This window comes from Ahrensia marina, assembly GCF_042140245.1.
GTDB lineage: Bacteria > Pseudomonadota > Alphaproteobacteria > Rhizobiales > MH13 > MH13.
This window is the reverse complement of the sequence record NZ_CP159483.1, coordinates 2,528,774-2,545,780: the sequence shown is the minus strand read 5'-3', so window position 1 is coordinate 2,545,780 and position 17,007 is coordinate 2,528,774. Positions and strand designations below refer to the sequence as shown.

Here is a 17,007-nt window from a genome sequence, read left to right as displayed (position 1 = left end):
GTTCCCTTCTGTTAGACAGTTCGAACAGATGCATCCCCCACATGGGTGAAGCATGGATTATCGATTAACAAGTTGGCCAATAAGCAACATAAGCTGCGTTAGCGACGTTATTCCGGTTTTCCCGTAGATGCTGCGCAGATGTGTTTTTACCGTTTCCCTGGAGAGGCCAAGTTTTCGAGCTGCGGACGATGCGCTTGGAGTGACCGTAAGGGCTGATACAACGGATTGTTCCGCTGGCGTCAAATCGAACGCCAGACCAACGACCGAACTGTCAATCGATGCGCGCAAATTGACCACCGCGATTCGCAAGACCGTGGTCGCGCTCTCATGCGCGAATGTTTCAGCATGCGGTGCCAAATAGCGATGCAACATGAGCAGCAGTCCGTTCCGTGGCTGCAGCACAAAGGGCTCTGTCTGATCAATGCTTTTGCTGAGAAAAGCTTTTAAGGCATCGTCATCCGACGAGGCAGTCTTGCTGGTCGACCTCAATTTGCCACTGGCAACCCGAAGCCCAAGGTCGGCGTCCAATATCCGTTGCGCATTTTTGTCCAACGTCACAACATGCCCGGCTCTGGACATAGAAACCAAGCCGTCGGAATAGTGGCTGTTCACCCCATCATCCATTAAGTCATTGACCTTCCGTTGCGGCATTTGCAATCGATCTGAAAGCCTGGCACTGCGCAGAATGTGAGATGCAAGATCCGTGAAGCGGCGCACATGCTCTTTTCCAAAATCGTCATCTCCGTCATTTGCATTCCGATAGAGGTTGAACCAGGCAAAATCACAGCCAGGTCGGCACAAACTAACCATCAACCCGCGATCGATTTTCTGCGGATGTAGAATTGCGCGGGTCGACGGTTCGGTCGCGAAGATATCCGCACTCATGAAATCCGAGATGCGGAAGGCCTGACCTGGCGTAGCGCGCATAACAGCGCGAACACCGATGTTGTTCTTGGGCGAGTTGAATTCTTCGAAGTACTTTTGAAGGCAGTGTAGATCAAAATTCGTGTGCGCCGCCGTGTTGCGATTCACAGGATTTTGAGCTGAGTTCAGTTCAATTCCAGCGACACTGCTATCAAAGAGCTTCGCCGTATCAAGCACCAGCTCGTGCCAAACCGTGTCATCAAGCGCTGCCAGGTAGCACTTGTCGATGATATCGTCCCAATTTTGCCCCATAAATCGATTGGCCAAATCATCTTAGCTGCACAGTTTTTAGGCCAGAACCCCCACGAAAATACCAAACAGATTAGAAGACGTACGGTGTATCAAAAAACACTGCAAATACTCTTGTTTACGTAAAGGAATTTGCGCATCCCCCAGTTGGGGGACGGGTAAGTTGTTAGAAATTCTTCACCAGAGTTGCCATGAATGAAAGGATTTTTTGTTTTCAAACGAACGGGGTTTTTGCGCCTTATGTTACTCCCGGCCTTTGGCTTCCAACGGTTTTTTGGACTCGTTAGAGAGGAACCAGAAAAAGCGCGAGCCCAGTCCTTCTTGCCCTACAGGACTAAGACGGAAGTAAATTTTTCCAATTCAACCTTACTGGAACGCCACGACTCTCACTCGATGGCGCTGGGAGGATTTTGGTCACGTTATCGATCACACGGTTCGTGCCCTTTACCTCGTTGACAATGCGGATGGCGGCGTTCGCCAAGAACCGCGTGTCAAAGTGACAAAAGTCTGTGATCATGCCATCGGCCGACGTGGAACCAGTGCAAAATCATATGGGCGGCCATCGGCTATCAGGCCGACGTTTTGCATCGGGGGCAACACAGCGAACGCCTGCCAGATGGGCTCGTAGAGGCCGGCATCGTCAGTCTCTTCAAGGTAGATGGCATTGGGCCTTGCGGAGGATTTCCAGCTTCTCACAGGTAGTGCCACGCGCCAGGCTAGTCACCAACCATGTCCGTTACTCAAACGTTGCGAGCTTCTAGCGTACATAGATGGCGGTGGGATGGAGCTTAGTGGAGACTGAGCGGAAGTGCCTTTCGAAATTGGTATTGCAAGCTTCTTGCCCAATTTGAGCTTTCGATAGCTACTCTAAAAGCGTTGATGAAAATGGCAGGGGCAGCAGGGTTCGAACCCGCGACCTACGGTTTTGGAGACCGGCTAGTATCCAGTGAAATCAGCGGGGTAGATGTATAATGCCCCAAATCCTCACATTGAAATCATTGAACTCTTTCGGCTGGGTGTATAACGCAGACCGCCCCCTCCCACCCTTTCAAATGGGAGGGATTGGGTGATGGGCGAGGTCGAACTTCTATCCGACAATCACAACCGGCGCCTTCGCGATCTTGAATTACGGTGTGCGCAGATCGAGGGTCGCCTCGAAGCCCTTTCCAGGCCCAGTGTAACCGAAATGGACGGGTTCTGGTGGGCAATCGTCGATGGTGAGCTACAGGTAGTGCAATGCGCCCACGGTTGCTGGTGGGCCTTTGCAAGAGATTCGCCTGTCACGTTGGATAAGATCGGCCCCAAGGTCGAGCCACCTGATCTGCCCAACCCCAACACCACTGTCACTGGGGAGGGAGAAGGAAGGAGCTAACAGGAAACTGTTTGCTTTGATCTGTTTGGAGTCGTGTGTGTTAGCCGATACCGGTACACGATTTGCTCCGGCTCCTTGACGCTCTTATCCTCGCCATTCACGATCCAATACAGCATCGACCGATAGATTGTGCCCATAAAAACGGCCCGATACGATGATAGCACCAGAGCGGTTCCTATCGCTTCGGCGAACGCTTTCCTAGCCTCCGGCTCAAGACTGCCCATCACCTCAATGGCCCGCTTCCGCTCGGCACCCATCGAGTCAAGATTAGCTTCTTTCAGACGCTTATGGAAAAGGATAAATGACTGAACGAAGCTATCGCTCATCATGGCGTAGCCCGACGATTGCAGAATTTCACGCAACTCAGCATGTTTGTCCGGGTCAGTAATCCGCATAAAACGAGCGACGTGATCCTGGAACTGCTCAATAAGCTCGTTTTGCATTTCCGTTCGGGCGTGTACCCGTTCTAGCCAGTGACGGACGTGCTTAAGGGCGAAAGAAACCACGACCACAGACAGCGGAACAACGAGAAACAAAATCCAATCAGTCATTTCTTGCCTCCTTTGTCCTGCATCTGGTTCTCAATCTTTTTCATAGCTCGCGAGTGAGACTGCTTTATCTTGGTTCGTTCGTTCCAAATCCCGCCAGCAGCGGTGATGATAGGTGCTATATGGGGTAGTCCCAGCCATAAAAAAGCAACGAAGGCCAGGAACCATGGGCCATATGATATCACCGCGTCAATAAGGGCACGCTGTGCCTCCGGATCAATTTCCAACTCTGTCGTCCCGTAGACTGGCAAAGATTTCAGGCGAATCTTTGAAAAGTCTTAATATTTTGTCGAATGAAAGTATACTTGCCAATATCTCGATGTCATACTCGATCTTTGTTGGCTTTGTTCTGGAAACAGAGAATTGATCGAACTCATCCTTTGCGCCTCTCTCGCCGCTATAGACGGCGACACTATCCGCTGCGATGGCCAGCGCATGCGCATCCTGGGGGATGGTGCTCCATATGTTTTGGGCGTCGATGCACCAGAGGTCGGGCACAGAGCCGATTGCCCTGTGGAACACGAGCGCGGCGTTCAAGCCAGTCGAAGACTCGCTCAACTCTTAGAAACGCCTGGCATGGTCATTGAAGATAGTGGGGAGATCGATCGTTTCGAGCGCCCACTGGTGACGCTAAGGCTGCCTGATGGGAGGACAGCGGGCCAAATCCTGATCGACGAGGGGTTGGCGGTCGAATGGACGCCTGGCTATCAGGCGAACTGGTGTGGGTGAGCTGATCAGCGCCATCGTTATTGTGGCGACCTTCGTCATCAATATCGGGCTGATCGCTGCGGTTATTTATCGGCGCTGGAGGGACCGTCAGGTAGAGCGTCAGAGGAAGAAGCCCCGCGCCAGTTGACTTTCAAGAAGCGCTCTATCTACGGTTGAGTAAAGCTACTGATGGTACTTACCCAACATGACGGCACATCGCGTTCTCGAAAGCCAAAGGGATTGGACTTGGCCGGTCAATCCTCGCCCTTGTCAGGAATTCGAGCAACACGTCGAAGAAGTCTGGCTGGTGGGAAGGGTCAGTGATGGCGCTTTTGAACCGTCCTGCCGAGTCGTTCTGCACATACAAGATGGCAAGATTGTCGGGCAATACCAGTTGGAACTTGATGACCTAGAAGGGTCCGATTCCTCCAGTTCGCCCCAATACTCACTAACAAATTTCCTGGCTACGCCGATCCATCATCAGGACCATTAGTAGACGATCAGGCTCGTCGATTGTTGAGGCTTTTGAGAATGTTGCTGAAGGTGCGGTCGGACTGAGCTTTGCGCTCAAGCTGTTTGCGATCCTCACAACCCCAATCCAGCTTTTCAGCAATTGAGGTGAGCCGCTCACCAGACTTGACTGCCTCTTGTGCTATTTGGTCACGCTCCGATGGCATTAGTTCTGATCGCTTCTTTCGACCCCGTCTCATTTGGCCTCAGGCTCCTTGGAGGTGTCATCGGTACCACAAATAGACGAGCCTGTGGTTCTGATCCCCCGCTTGTTTAAAAGCTCATCAGTCTGGCTTTTGAACCTGCGAAACTCGCGCTCTTTCAGATCGTCATGGAATGCGCGTGGTCCTTGGAGATGATCAACTTCTCCTGTCTCTCGCGGCTTATCACGTTCGGCCTTCGCGACAGCACGAGCGGACTCTAGAGCATCAACCTTTGAGGTGATGCGCCCATCCCATTCATCTGGATTGGTTGAATGTGGGAAGATGGCAATCGGATTGCCATCGACCAGAACCAGGATCTCACCCCACTCGCTGTTGATCTTCCGGCCCTTGATCCGAACGTCTCTGAGAGATGGCCGTATATAGTGAGGGTTGTTCGAATCCGGCCTGTAGGGATGAATGTTGCGGTTGGGGTCATTGCGCCAACCGGCTTCCTCATGCTTCGGGATCACACGCATGGTCTGCTTGTCGATCAATCGCATGCCCGCTTCGGCTTCACGGTCGCGTCGCACCACCTGATAGACGTCCCTACCAGCAGGACGCCCCTTGCGCTCTGATGGATTGGGCGCGTCAGAGAATGGGTATGTTTTGCAATCGCCAAACGGGATGTGAAGAACAAACTGTCCTTCGTAGAGGCTCTGCCATTCCCGCATGATCTCGATCATATACATGATGAGAACATAACAGGAACAAAGAGGAGCAGGTCAAGCCGCTAGATGTTGTGGTCTAGAACAGAGCCGCGAGTATATCCTCGCCCTTCCACAAGACGATCAGCACGCAGATCGCACATGCAATCCACGGAACCCAGATGTGATGACGCGTCCTCATTGCGAGCCACCTCCGCCCCACCAGCCCCGAAAAGAGCCGATTACGCCGACCACACCAGCCAGTGTAATCAGCGCGGCCCCCCATTGAACCGTCCACTTGCGCAAGGTGTTCCAGGCGGCAGCGCCTTTCACCATCTCGCCAAGCACGTGCATTCGTTCAGGATCGGCCAAGCCTTCCTTCTCAAGGAGCTCAAGAATCTCCTTCTGGCGATCAGTTATCTCCGTCATGGCACCGCCTGCTCTTGGTGGCGGATACACTCAGATTGAGTCCACACCTGAGCGCCACACAGGCCAGCAGCAGTGTCATCAATTTTATCCTGATCACGCGGAGTGGCGCCGCGCGCACCGATCAGCGATGTGCCTACCACTGAGCGGGCCGTGCTAGTCTGCACTGCCTGACTCGCATCCACCGCTTGGCCCGAAGACATACACCCCGCCACCAGCAATACACTGGCGACGGAGAAAGCGAGCGCGCTCTGCTGCATCTGTGATCTCCTCTGATGCTTCGATTGTTGCCGCTGTGAGGCGGGCTTCAGTTTCCAACTCGGCACGCTCATAGCCACGATGATCGCCCAACAAAAAAGCCCCAACCGGGGCTAGGACAGCGGCTGCTAGAGCCACTAGCTTCAGGGTGTCTGTCATCGTCAAACCCCGTCTTCACGGGCGTGACGACGTCGCTCCCTGATGATCCAGGCGGCACAACCAGCAACCACAATCGCCGCCACGGCCAGAGGCCAAAGATCGCCAAGAGCAGTCATGATACCGACTCCGTTCTCGGTGGTCTCACGCGCGACCTGCGTGACCGTGGCCACGGTCGTTGCTGCACCCGTGACCGTTGCTGCACCAACAGTTGTTGAGCGGGATGCGGGGGTTCCATCAGCTGGTGGATCGGCAGGCATTGGGATAGGCACGGTTTCCACTGGCGGCGCCTCAACGAGACCCCGCCACAGTTCGGCCTCATCACGCCGTCGGCGCACCAAGCCACGAAGCTCGCGACCCTTGCTCTTGGTCCACCGCATCAACTGCGCGGGCACGTCGTCATAACGACCCTGATTCAGACGTCGAAGCAGAGTTGAATCCGCCAGCGCACCCTCGCCAATGTTGTAAACAAAGCAAACGAGCGCATCGTATTGGTACTGCGTGAGCGGGACCCTCACTAAACGATGGATCGCGGGTTCGAAGTCTCTGCGCAGTCGATTATTGAGACGCTCTGACGCGGCCTCTTCAGTGATCGTATCGCCCATACGGACGCCCAGGGTTTCCCCATACCCAATCGTGAGTGTGCCTTGAATAGGCCGACGCGCAGGGCGATTTGGTGCGAAATCGTCATAGGCATAGGGTCGAAAACCCTCATGCTTCTTGATCAAGTCGAGTCCCTGCGGTGACAGCCGCATCAATCGAACGTCCATCGTACTTCCTTTCAGGTGAGATCGTTGCACTGCACCCAATAAAAAACCCGCCTCAGAGGGCGGGTTGGCAGGGGTGGAGTACTCATTCGTTCCAGCGAGTTTCATCAAGTGTTTTGCAGCCTTTAGCGCTGCCAGAACGGTCAGACGCCGGTGCCGAAAGGGAAACCAACGGCAGCAATGATCTACCGTTCCCTGTAAAACGCTCGTTGCTCGTTGCTGGTTGCTTGGATCGACCTTTGATGGCGCACATAGTTGACCGACAGAGATCACTCGAGCGACCAACGCTTCGTCACAAGCAGAAAACCCGGTTAATCTGCCGGAGATAGACGCTCCTAAAGAGTTATATTTCTTGGCGGCTCTTTGCGGGATTCCAGTTACAATGGAACAGTTGGAATCCGAGAAAACTCAATACGATCAAGAATGTTATTTGCTGTACGGATTTCGCTGAATATTGTGTGATATGGATCTAAACGTCCAACATCAATAATTAGTTGAAAATATAAAAAATGGATGTTTTCATGTAAACGTCTGTCAAAACACATTACTTGGGGGCTGTACTGTGAGAAAAATTCTTTCCCTAGCGTGTGCATTAGCGCTGTGTGGATGTGGCACGTACGTTCCCAATATCAGGCCACTTTCCTATTCTCCCACTGATGGAATTGAGCTAGTTCGCGGAATTACGCAAAGTATCGAGTGTGAGCTTCGTCGCGCAGTAGTGGAAGTGATTGATGCCGACATAAGGGTTGCGGCTCTCAATCAGGGCATTCGGTCTGCTCCGTGGATTGATGGTTGGGGAGTCCAATTGGCCCTAACACTGACCATGGTTGAAAACTCGGGTGCTACGCCGGGTGTGGGAATTCGTTTACCCACAGTCACCGATCCAACACCAAATGTAATTCTCGGCGGAAGTGCTCCTCTGACCGCTAAAGCAACCCGCCGTTTGGCATTGAACTACTACTACTTGGTCGCCGATCTCTACCAGTTAGGAATTTGCACAGAAGACACAATAGCGAGCCTTCCTAACGGTTCGCGACTGATCCGTAGTGACTTAAAGATCGGTGAATGGTTACTGGCGCAAACGCTTGCTGCAGGAACCGGCGCAATCCCGGTTAGTCGTACAACAAATGCACTGACGCAACGAATTGATTTTGTTGCCACCTACGGTGCGGCCGTCAACGCTAACTTCCCTTCGATTTCGTCTACAGTGAATGCGATTACGCTATCGACGAGCGCAGGGCGAACCAGCTCCCACTCGGTCATAATGACTTTTGGAGCACCAGACCCTAGGCAGGCGGCTCTTTCTGGATCGGCAGCAGATGCATTTCTCGCTGCTCAGATTGGATCGGAAATACGGGAAGTCAATTAAAATCTAGGAGGAAACCATGTCCGCACAATATCCGAAATACTGGTACTTTCCGACATCAGATCCAAATGTTGTTATTCGTTGTGAATTCAATAGCGCTGACAATCAATATAACAAGAACTGCACGCCTATTAATATCTCTGATGTTCCACAAAGAGTGGCGGTTGAAATGACGCGTTTCTCAAACGCAATAACACGGTATGTTTGAACTCACATGGCCAAGATGACGCTTAGAGCAAGGTTTTATTGATCCTGGGCTAGCCGATGGGCAAGCCATAGTTTTTCAACAAATAGCTAACATAGCGACTGTGGCAGGCCCTACGCCCTTCGGAAACCTTGCCAGGGCAGCACGAGCCTTCGGCGGGACATGCGGCCAATATCGGTTGTCGAAGAGCCATGCGTTGTACGACGACTTTGATCAGCCACTGCCAAATACCCTCGCAGCCGCGGACCATCGAGCTGAAAGTCAAACCACCCAGTCAAATCCAGACAAATCGACCTAGACTCGCCGCTCTCAAGCGCCCGTCTAAGCTTTCTCACCCACAAAAAACCCGCCTGAGAGGCGTGCTGGTTTCGCGTTCAAGTATCCTACCGAAGTGTCTTCCGGTGAGCGTGTTGTTTAGGGCCGTACATCCGTCTGTGAGGCAGCAGATAAGTTGATGCTGGAATTGGCACTGCTGGGAAGGTTGTCAATCAAGATGCGGGAAGGTCGGCCATCTCCCCCGCCGTCATTAAACCGAATTGCCCGCTTGTTGGATGTGTCCCAAGCGCCATCCCATATGCCGTTTCGCCAAATCAACTGTTCTGAACGACCGGAGCGGTTGCCGCCTTGGTCGGCGGCATTCTTGTCTTCCCAAAGCTTGCCAACCCGGAATCCATCGTAGGTGATTGCCTCCAAATAAGGGCCGTCAAAAGTGATGCCTCTGACGTAGCCGTTGCGTGGGTCAAGCACGCATCCCACTTTGTTTCCCTCTAGATTAAGGCTGGTGAATGTCTGTCCGTAGATATTCCCACCCAACGTGTAACCGTGCGCAACCAGTCCAAACCGATTGTTTTTCGAGGTGATGGCAGACCAGTGACCAACCGTCATGTTGTTTTGCAACAGAATACCTGTGTTGCATTTCATGGCATGCACCTGAGTGGCTTTGAAGTGCCAAGACTCAGCGGTTCTCAACCCTTTGTGGAAGTTCGCAATGTTCACGTCCGAAACATGGCCACCATACATCCACTCAACGTTAAGCCCTGTCGTTTCGGTGGCGTAGGTATTGGCATCTTCAATTGTCTCGGTGACAGGGCCAACAATGACGCCACCTCGCCACACGTTTGATGAAATCTCATTCATATTGGCCTGTGCCGTTGCGCCGATGCTTATCGTGCCGCCACTGGTCATCGTTGAACCGCGAAAATCTAGAAACGCCCCTGTTGCATCGACTTCGTAAGAAATGCCGATTGGTTGCGGGATCGTCCGTCGAAGGTCGATACCTTGCGTTAGGTTCAAAACGTAATGGCCGGGAGGAATGACGATTTTGCCGCCTACATCCCGGTAGGCTGTCGCCATCAACAAGAAAGCTGCTGAGTCATCAGTTGTGCCATCGGCCACCGCGCCAAACTGTTGCGGTGTTAGAAATTGTTGAAAAAGCTCGACGCGAACGCGACCGTTGCTAGGATCATCAGAGACACCAAACCCGTTGCCGACAAAATCAAGCGCCGGTTGGCTAGCGACTGAAACGCCATTCTTCTGGACATCAAGATCTGTGCTTCGCGCCGCGAGCCCCTCCAGGGAAGCTTGAACAGTACCGCCACCCTCAACTGCGGGCGAAACGCTAACCGTTCCCGCTGAACCATCAAACCCAACAATGGCCTCAGCTTCGTTGCGAAAGGTCTGCGCTTGGTTTCTGGCGAGTTCAGCAGCAGCGCGGTCAGCGGCGGCATCACCAGACATAAACAACCGAAGGCTCATCCCATCATAAGCTGCAAAACCAAGGCGAGCAGCCGTGACGGCTCCTGCAGCAGGATCAACACCAGTGAGATCCGTTTTGATCGGGATAGCGGCTGTGCCATCAATCTCGATTGTCATCGCGCCAGCAGCATTGGAGGCGTTAAAGTCGATCAGATAGGCGACATCGGCCAGGTCGCTTGGAAGTGGAGTGCTGGCACTCGCAACCAAAGCATTCGTTTCAGTGTTAGTGACCGTTAGCTTTACCATGCCCCCCGGATAGAGATCGTTGATATTGATGCGCTTGGTCCAGGTGGAACTGGCAAAGGTATAGAGACCCGCATCAGCTCCTGCCGATTTGGGCAGGATCGCGAAATCACCGTCTGAGTTGCCAGTGGTCGCATTCAGTTCAGCGAGCGTGGTCGCAAAAACGCGGTTCTTGCCCGCAGTCAGATCGGCGGCAGTGAACTTGCTGTCCAGTGCTTCAGCAAGCAGATGAATGTGTGCCTTGTTCACGTCCGAACCCATCGGCCAAGCGGCCAATGCGCGCGAGAGAAATGTGGTCATGCCACGCTCCAATGTTGAAAGTCGAGTTTAGTAAAGGCTGCCGGCGTTGCCCGATCCGACCGAACCGCTATCAACGGTATTTGTGCCAGCGTTATTGTCGCTGTCAGAACCGCTATTGTTGCCACCATCACCTGCTGATCCGGTGTCAGTGACGGGTGCCGGGGCAACGGTCACGTTGGCTGAAGCCCCAACGCTGAACGTTCCATCAACATAAACCACACGAGCATGAATGTTGGTTGAGCCTTGGGCGGCATCAAGCGTTCCACGAACAAAACCTCCGCGACTGACCTCGACGCGCGTTGCGCCTGACCAATCCGATATGATCGCGCTGGTCGACACCAGAAATTCAACAGCGATAGCCGTCGCCTCATCGGCCTGTTGGATCGTGTACTGGATGGCCTCGATTTGTCCGGTGCCACTCACCGATTGAACACCCGCCGTGCCCATGGTCGCATTAGCCACGACAAAAGACTCAGTCACAAACCCCGACTGATACCCATCGGATGAATACCGGTTAACCCGGAACTCCATTGTGTCAGCCGCAACGATCCCGACCGGATTAGCCAGGATAACGACCGATTGATCGGAAGCCACGCTCCCAACGGTGTTCCATTCCGGTTGACCGGCCTCACGCCATTGCACGATCTGTGAGGCGACATTGTTTGTTTCTTGATCCCAAATGAGCGCGACTGTGATGGCGTCCGGATTGGGATCATTGTCCACAACGACTGAGATGCCAGTTAGGTTGTTGGCGGATGGCGGGAACCCTGGCCCCTGACTCAGAAGCGGCGGAACCTCTGGTTGTGTAAACCCTTCGTTGGCTGGAACAAAGGTGTGTTTCTCTGGGTGGTGCGCCCGAAACCGAAGCCGCACGGTGGATAGATCGGCGGCAAGGTCATAGGACAGTATTTCAATGGTCTCGACCGTGTCTTTTATCCGGTTCGGTATCGTTGCTAAGCGCCGCCGACTAAGATTGTCATCATAGAGGACGCCAAGCCCCCGATGATTCAGGATTGCCTCTCCTACGAAATCAGGTTGGTCGTCATAGAGCCGCTTATAGGCCAAGCGCAGCGCTTGGTCGGCGTCTTGCACCATGTCATTGTAAAACTCTTGCACGACCTGCTTGCCACGCTTGGCGACAAGATCGGCGCGCTCAACGCGGCCTGCGGGCTGCTTAGAAAACTCATGCTCAGGCGAGGTGTAGAACACATCTAGGGCATTGTAGGCTTCAAATATCGGCGCCCCGTCCTCGATAAACCGCTCAATGATCATATCCGTGGTGATCTCGAAGGGTGTTTCGGTAATCGGGCCATAGTGGAGGCCGTATTTTCCGTTGGGTTTCAGATAAAGATCACCGCCGAATGTACCGAGGATCGTCGCCAGAACGTCTTGCGGCGGGTCGTTGACCAGATACTCCCCACCAAACGTAAAAGCCTTCTGACCAGCTCCTTTGAGCGTTGTGCGCGTTGCATCGCAATAGTCCGCCGCACCATCGAAATCCTCATTGTCGATAAGATCGCGTGACTGCCCTCGCCCGCGCAGAGATGTGATGTAGTCGCGCGCGCCAACTGCCGGGTTTTGTGTGAATTCCCACGTGTCGCCGTCCAAGAAATCATGGCCCGCCTGTCGATTATCGAAACAGGTTGCGCCCCGAATGATCGCCTGCGGATCGGGCTGGCGACCTTGGTAAATCTTCTGGAAATTGGACTGCGATGATTGCGTGAAGGCGCCTACATAATAGGGCAAGCCAGAAAGCTTGTGGTCGGCTGTCCATTCATCGAAGGCGTTGAACAGTATTGCGCTAACAGGATCATCCAAGAAGCCTTGGCGAAACTCGAACTGGACAAGTCGCCGCCCACTTTCCGTGTAAGGTGGTGATGTGACGAACCCAGAACTGTCCAGCAACACCTCCTGGCCGTAAAGCCGAATAGCTTCAAAGCGGTCTATAGTACCTGACCCGACGATGACGCCGACATGCAGAGTTCCGTCAAGGTTCGCATAGAAGAACAGTTGCCCGCCAACCAAGTCGCGGCCATAGACCCGAAACTCAGGCTGTGATGTTGCGTTGACGGTGTTGCGAACCTCAAACTTGCTGGCTTCACCCGACTGTGCACGACGCTTGGGCGACAGAACGCTTTGCAAAGCCGCAGAAGCGAGTGAAAGACCAATTCCGACTGCCGCTTGTCCGAGGAAGGTCAGCGACCCGCCAGAGACAAAGAGCGGGACTAAGGCAGCTGCAGCAGCGGGCATGGGTTCCAAGCCTTGACTGGGGTCACGCGCGCTTCACGGTAACCGTTGTGAGCAACAAAAATGGCCAAGCCTTCAGCCCCCATAATCCCAAACATTGGGAAGCCCCGGAAATTGATCATCACCACCGCGCCGCAGATCGGTTCATCGGTTGGCGTCCATCCAGCACGCTCGATCTCGGCAATATGATTGTGTGCCAAGTCTTCAAGGTAGTCGGCGGCCTCTTCGACCGATTGATAAGGCGGCTCAATGGACGGTCCGCCGCACTCCCCAACCCAGCGGAAGACGAAGCGTCCGCAATCAAATTGTCCGTAGTCGAAGGGCTTGGCTTCAGCGCGCAGGTCTCGGAGGTAGGCATAGAGCCGGTCCTCTAGCCGTAGATCGGCCATGCCACTTCCGTTCCCGACAAGCGGGACATGAACTCAAGGCCCAATTCCGTTGGGTATTGGAGCTTGTGATTGTAATCAGTGTACCAGCCAAGATTTGCCAGTCGCTGGGTGGCAAGCGCCCCCTCGACCGGGATTGTGACCTGGACGCCTTCCTGGGTTTCCTTAAAAGATGGCTTGTCGAGAATGCCTGCTTGGATCGCGATCAGCTGGTCAAAAAGCGGCGTCCAATCATCATCCATGAACGCCATGTAACGCGTGATCTGGCGGTAGAGCGCCTGGTCGTCGTAGTCGCCCAGCACGATCTTCGCGAACTCGTAGTTCTGTGGGCTGATGATGATCTGTGAGCCTTGGGCATAGGCTTCATTGTCGGTTGAGACGCTGGTGAACTCGATGGCCGACTTATCGCCCGATCCTGTCGGTTCCCACGTCTGCCCAAACGCTGTTAGTCGATAGCGTCCTGCCCAGAACCGGAACGGCTCTTCCTTCAGATCAACTTGGCAAAGATGGACAACCTTAACCTTGTTGCCTTGGGCAATATGTGCGGCAAGATCAGACCAGACAGAGAAGGTCACAGCGTGACCCCCCATGCCTGAGCGATGGCTTTTGGTTCAGCTTCAATGAACGTGGCATTGACCGTCGCGTAGAAGCGCAAATTGCTGTTCTCGATCCGCGCATCTGACGACGTCATAAGGCGGCAGAACATGTGTGGGTTGTCGAAATCGAGAGGCCGTGTTGATGGATGATCGCGCGGCAAAGGCGGCTGGAAATGGACCGTGTATCGCCCGTTTCCGCGATCCAGAGCACGCGTTACCTGATGAAGCGTGAAAGCTTGAAACAGAGCGCCGCGTGTGATCACGCCGCCATTCTGAATGATGATGTCAGCCTTGGTTGCCCCTGCAACCTGATCCGTCACAAAAAACGCCGGCGCAAGTGTTGGCTCGAAGGTTGTGCCATCGGTGAAGTCGGTTCCGTCCGTGAAGTCTTCCGTTCCCGTGACGGATGTGTATCCTGCGGCAACCTCAATTGGGCTTTCGCTCTTGCGTTTGACGGGCATGGAAAAGATGTTGGATGTCCCGTCGATATCGGCCAGGAACCCCTCATAGGCATGGAACTGTGCCTGGCTCCTGATCTGAAGGGTGCAGGTCGCCATGAAATAGCCTGGCACGATGGCGACCGTAGAGGGCCTGCCTTCAAGGCTGGTGTTGATTGCGGACTCCGGTGCTTGATAGTGCGCAAGCAACTCTGAGAAGTTGAGGCCAGGCCACGCAACGATCTGCGTCATGTGGCGCGCCCTGTTCCGCGAACGCGGCGTTGTTCTTGGGCAAACTGGGCATTCTTTTCATTGACAACGCGGACCGCGACCGGCGCCGCCTCTTGCGATGCAGCGTTGCGCACAAACGCTTCCAAGTTGCCATCATTTTGAACACGAACGATCAGTTCCACTTGGGACGGCGCAAAACCCCCAGGCCTGTTCATATTGGCAGGAATAACAGCCTCGCCACGCTGTAAGATTGCCGGGCCGGTTTCTGGAACAAAGTTTGTGCCAGAGTGGTAGACTGGAAGCGACGTGCCGGGGCCAAGACCGATACCGGACGATCCGCCAAATCCTCCAAGCCCACCAAAGCCGCCACCGAAAGAGCCGAGAAGCATGTTCACTAAGTTATTGGAGGCCAAGTCAAGAAACCGAGACGCCACGTTATCCAACGCACGCGTCCACATGCTCTCAAAAGCGTCCGCTACCGAAGTTCCGTTGCGAACCGCTGCAAAGAAACCACTGAAAGCGTTGGAGCCAATCTGAGACCAGTTCCGCATATTGTCATTGGCAGCGTTTAAGGACTGACCAAGCAGGTCAATGGGTTGGCCAGCTTGGGTAGCAGCGCGTCCGATGCCGCCGATACCATCTCCCGCCTCAGCAGCAGCACGGGCAAGTTCTATGGCTTCTTGGCCTACGCGGTCGAGATAGTCGCTGAAAGGCGTGTTTTGGAACTTGGCGTAGGCTGTATCAAGAGCTGCTTCTAAGGTGGCTTGGCCACCGGCAAAGTCATTTTCCAACCCGTCAATACGTCCTGGCGTTCCGATGCTTCCGAACTGCAGGAACTCCGGTAGATGTTGGTTCACTGCCTGCGAAAAACCATTGATCCCCTGTACGGCCTGGCGGACCAAGCCATTGATAGCGTCGATCGCCTTGTTGACCCCGCTAACAAACAGAGCCCCTATTTCAGAAGGCCAATGATTCCAATAAGCTAAGACAGCATCGAAAGCAAAGACCATCGAGTTTATGATGCTGTTGCCCATCAACTCTATGCCGCCAAGAACAAGCTCGCTTGTGCGATTGACGGCATAGCCGAGCCTATCAACAGCAGGTGCGGCAACGGTCATAACCGAGGCTGCGAGTTCATGCGCTGCAGCGGTAGCTAGATGCCCCATCCCGACTGACGCACCGGACACTGCGTTGATGTCATTCTGCAGTCCACGCATTGCCAAGGCAGCGACGCCCGCGGCAACAGCAATTGGACCAAGACGGGCTGCGAAACGACCAACCATCGATGCACTGTCGCTAATGGCGGCGGTGACGCCACCTCGCCCAGCATAAATCTGAGCAATATCAGCCGATTGGAAGGCAAATTGTTGCATAAAGGCGAGCGGAGCCTGAAAAGCCAATGGGACTGATTGGCCAATCTGAAGCAACTGCGGAAACAGCATCCGCTGGTTGATGGCCGCCGCTCGCGTCGCAACAGCCAAAGCATTGTTTGCCTTTGCATTTGCGAGAGCGGCTGAAGCGGCGGCGTTGTTCAGGGTTGTCGAGCGTTGCTGCGCCGCTGACAGTGCCGCTGAAGCGCTTGTCACTGAAGCCTTGGCAGCGCGTAGGGCAAAGTCACTGGCGTTTTCGCGCGCCTGCACGGCTTGATAGCGAGACGACGCGGCGGCGAGACGATCCTTGGCTGCCTCGACTTTCTTTGCAGCCACATCTAGCTTGGTCAAAGCGCGCTCGCCGCGCTCAACGTCACCCGTCTCGATCTGTAAACCTAACGCTGCGAGTGTTGCCATGCGCTATCTCCTTTTCGTTTTCGCTTTGTTCGCAACGCCAGCTTGGGCGCAACAGCAGTGCGCGACTGATGTCTTGGTTGTTGAGTCATGGTCGATTGAACCGATTGACGAGCGAAGCAACACGCTTACGGTTGTGGCTCGATATGAAGGATCGACGCCTATCCGGATGCTGGATGCCTCGGTCCAATTTTCCGATGTACTGGGAGGCAGGATTGCCAGCTACGCGGTAACCCGAGACTTAACTCTGGGTCCGGGTGAACAATTCGAGCAAACAGGCAGATGGGGCCTTAACACCTTCGAAAGACTTCTGGATTTGGACCCCGACGATGTGGTTGTGACCACCTGTGTGCGAGTTGCGATTTCTGATGAAGGTGAGAGGATAGAGTTCAGCGAAGAGCCCGGCCTTAGAAGTGAGCAGCCTACCAACAACAACGTTGAAATTCGTGGTGCGGCGTTCATGTTGGCGATGGCAGCCGCTTGTCCAACAAACGACAATCAATTGGCAATCGATGCCGCACAAAGCATCTTTGACGATGCTGGTTACACAGATTACGCGGCAGCCGACATGTTTGACACGCTGAAGCGAAGCGCCGAGAGCGAAGAGGCCGGGAATCCCGCCCTAGCTTGTGGGCTTCTCGAACGGGCTTTGGAATAGAAAAGGCTCCCCTGGGAATAGGGAGCCCTTTCCA

General features: G+C 54.1%; 15 protein-coding genes and 1 pseudogene. 3 read left to right on the top strand and 13 right to left on the bottom strand.

Annotation, left to right across the window (positions count from 1 at the left end; translation table 11 throughout):
- Positions 1-57 precede the first annotated feature (57 nt).
- The 3 genes and pseudogenes from ABWH92_RS12485 to ABWH92_RS12475 form a co-directional block, all read right to left on the bottom strand.
- Positions 58-1,191, bottom strand: coding sequence for a helix-turn-helix transcriptional regulator (locus tag ABWH92_RS12485; protein WP_375568819.1), 1,134 nt, complete (start codon positions 1,189-1,191; stop codon positions 58-60).
- Positions 1,192-1,507: 316 nt separating this feature from the next.
- Positions 1,508-1,879: pseudogene (locus ABWH92_RS12480) on the bottom strand (hypothetical protein); the annotation flags it as partial.
- 662 nt (positions 1,880-2,541) lie between these two features.
- Positions 2,542-3,096, bottom strand: coding sequence for a hypothetical protein (locus ABWH92_RS12475; RefSeq protein WP_375568817.1), 555 nt, complete (start codon positions 3,094-3,096; stop codon positions 2,542-2,544).
- Positions 3,097-3,456: 360 nt separating this feature from the next.
- Between ABWH92_RS12475 and ABWH92_RS12470 the strand changes: the two genes are divergently transcribed.
- A complete protein-coding gene (locus ABWH92_RS12470) occupies positions 3,457-3,822 on the top strand; it encodes a thermonuclease family protein (RefSeq protein WP_375568815.1) in 366 nt (121 codons plus the stop codon).
- A gap of 685 nt (positions 3,823-4,507) precedes the next feature.
- Here the strand turns inward: ABWH92_RS12470 and ABWH92_RS12465 are convergent.
- From ABWH92_RS12465 to ABWH92_RS12450, 4 genes are all read right to left on the bottom strand, one after another.
- Entirely contained in the window at positions 4,508-5,203 is a 696-nt protein-coding gene (locus tag ABWH92_RS12465; protein WP_375568814.1) for a hypothetical protein, read from the bottom strand.
- Between the two features lie 153 nt (positions 5,204-5,356).
- Positions 5,357-5,587: a hypothetical protein gene (locus ABWH92_RS12460; protein WP_375568812.1), complete on the bottom strand. Its 231-nt coding sequence runs from the start codon at positions 5,585-5,587 to the stop codon at positions 5,357-5,359.
- Positions 5,588-5,740: 153 nt separating this feature from the next.
- Positions 5,741-6,001 carry a hypothetical protein gene (locus tag ABWH92_RS12455; RefSeq protein WP_375568810.1) on the bottom strand — a complete coding sequence of 87 codons (261 nt, stop codon included), beginning with the start codon at positions 5,999-6,001 and terminating at the stop codon, positions 5,741-5,743.
- Positions 6,002-6,003: 2 nt separating this feature from the next.
- On the bottom strand, positions 6,004-6,768 hold the full coding sequence (locus tag ABWH92_RS12450; protein WP_375568808.1) for a lysozyme: 765 nt from the start codon (positions 6,766-6,768) through the stop codon (positions 6,004-6,006).
- Between the two features lie 559 nt (positions 6,769-7,327).
- On the opposite strand from ABWH92_RS12450, the gene ABWH92_RS12445 reads away from it, so the two are divergent.
- Positions 7,328-8,134, top strand: a complete 807-nt coding sequence (locus ABWH92_RS12445) for a hypothetical protein (RefSeq protein WP_375568806.1) — start codon at positions 7,328-7,330, stop codon at positions 8,132-8,134.
- A 616-nt stretch (positions 8,135-8,750) separates the two neighbouring features.
- On the opposite strand, the gene ABWH92_RS12440 is transcribed toward ABWH92_RS12445, so the two are convergent.
- The 6 genes from ABWH92_RS12440 to ABWH92_RS12415 are packed head-to-tail and all read right to left on the bottom strand — an operon-like array spanning position 8,751 to position 16,318.
- A complete protein-coding gene (locus tag ABWH92_RS12440) occupies positions 8,751-10,634 on the bottom strand; it encodes a hypothetical protein (RefSeq protein WP_375568805.1) in 1,884 nt (627 codons plus the stop codon).
- A gap of 27 nt (positions 10,635-10,661) precedes the next feature.
- Entirely contained in the window at positions 10,662-12,884 is a 2,223-nt protein-coding gene (locus ABWH92_RS12435) for a hypothetical protein (protein ID WP_375568803.1), read from the bottom strand.
- Positions 12,860-13,270, bottom strand: a complete 411-nt coding sequence (locus ABWH92_RS12430; RefSeq protein ID WP_375568802.1) for a DUF6950 family protein — start codon at positions 13,268-13,270, stop codon at positions 12,860-12,862. Before ABWH92_RS12430 ends, ABWH92_RS12435 begins: the two co-directional genes overlap by 25 nt.
- The gene (locus ABWH92_RS12425; RefSeq protein ID WP_375568801.1) at positions 13,252-13,842 is read right to left on the bottom strand and encodes a hypothetical protein; all 591 of its coding nucleotides are present in this window, start codon (positions 13,840-13,842) and stop codon (positions 13,252-13,254) included. The genes ABWH92_RS12430 and ABWH92_RS12425 overlap by 19 nt, the downstream gene beginning before the upstream one ends.
- Positions 13,839-14,552, bottom strand: a complete 714-nt coding sequence (locus ABWH92_RS12420; protein ID WP_375568799.1) for a hypothetical protein — start codon at positions 14,550-14,552, stop codon at positions 13,839-13,841. Before ABWH92_RS12420 ends, ABWH92_RS12425 begins: the two co-directional genes overlap by 4 nt.
- Entirely contained in the window at positions 14,549-16,318 is a 1,770-nt protein-coding gene (locus ABWH92_RS12415; RefSeq protein ID WP_375568797.1) for a hypothetical protein, read from the bottom strand. The genes ABWH92_RS12420 and ABWH92_RS12415 overlap by 4 nt, the downstream gene beginning before the upstream one ends.
- 166 nt (positions 16,319-16,484) lie before the next feature.
- On the opposite strand from ABWH92_RS12415, the gene ABWH92_RS12410 reads away from it, so the two are divergent.
- Positions 16,485-16,973 carry a hypothetical protein gene (locus tag ABWH92_RS12410; RefSeq protein ID WP_375568795.1) on the top strand — a complete coding sequence of 163 codons (489 nt, stop codon included), beginning with the start codon at positions 16,485-16,487 and terminating at the stop codon, positions 16,971-16,973.
- The last annotated feature ends 34 nt before the right edge of the window (positions 16,974-17,007 follow it).

Excerpts from the sequence above, each read along its gene's own strand:
- ABWH92_RS12455 (WP_375568810.1), bottom strand. The coding sequence starts at position 6,001 with ATGACAGACACCCTGAAGCTAGTGGCTCTAGCAGCCGCTGTCCTAGCC.
- ABWH92_RS12430 (WP_375568802.1), bottom strand. The coding sequence starts at position 13,270 with ATGGCCGATCTACGGCTAGAGGACCGGCTCTATGCCTACCTCCGAGAC.
- ABWH92_RS12440 (WP_375568805.1), bottom strand. The coding sequence starts at position 10,634 with ATGACCACATTTCTCTCGCGCGCATTGGCCGCTTGGCCGATGGGTTCG.
- ABWH92_RS12460 (WP_375568812.1), bottom strand. The coding sequence starts at position 5,587 with ATGACGGAGATAACTGATCGCCAGAAGGAGATTCTTGAGCTCCTTGAG.
- ABWH92_RS12450 (WP_375568808.1), bottom strand. The coding sequence starts at position 6,768 with ATGGACGTTCGATTGATGCGGCTGTCACCGCAGGGACTCGACTTGATC.
- ABWH92_RS12465 (WP_375568814.1), bottom strand. The coding sequence starts at position 5,203 with ATGTATATGATCGAGATCATGCGGGAATGGCAGAGCCTCTACGAAGGA.
- ABWH92_RS12475 (WP_375568817.1), bottom strand. The coding sequence starts at position 3,096 with ATGACTGATTGGATTTTGTTTCTCGTTGTTCCGCTGTCTGTGGTCGTG.
- ABWH92_RS12415 (WP_375568797.1), bottom strand. The coding sequence starts at position 16,318 with ATGGCAACACTCGCAGCGTTAGGTTTACAGATCGAGACGGGTGACGTT.
- ABWH92_RS12435 (WP_375568803.1), bottom strand. The coding sequence starts at position 12,884 with ATGCCCGCTGCTGCAGCTGCCTTAGTCCCGCTCTTTGTCTCTGGCGGG.
- ABWH92_RS12410 (WP_375568795.1), top strand. The coding sequence starts at position 16,485 with ATGCTGGATGCCTCGGTCCAATTTTCCGATGTACTGGGAGGCAGGATT.
- ABWH92_RS12420 (WP_375568799.1), bottom strand. The coding sequence starts at position 14,552 with ATGACGCAGATCGTTGCGTGGCCTGGCCTCAACTTCTCAGAGTTGCTT.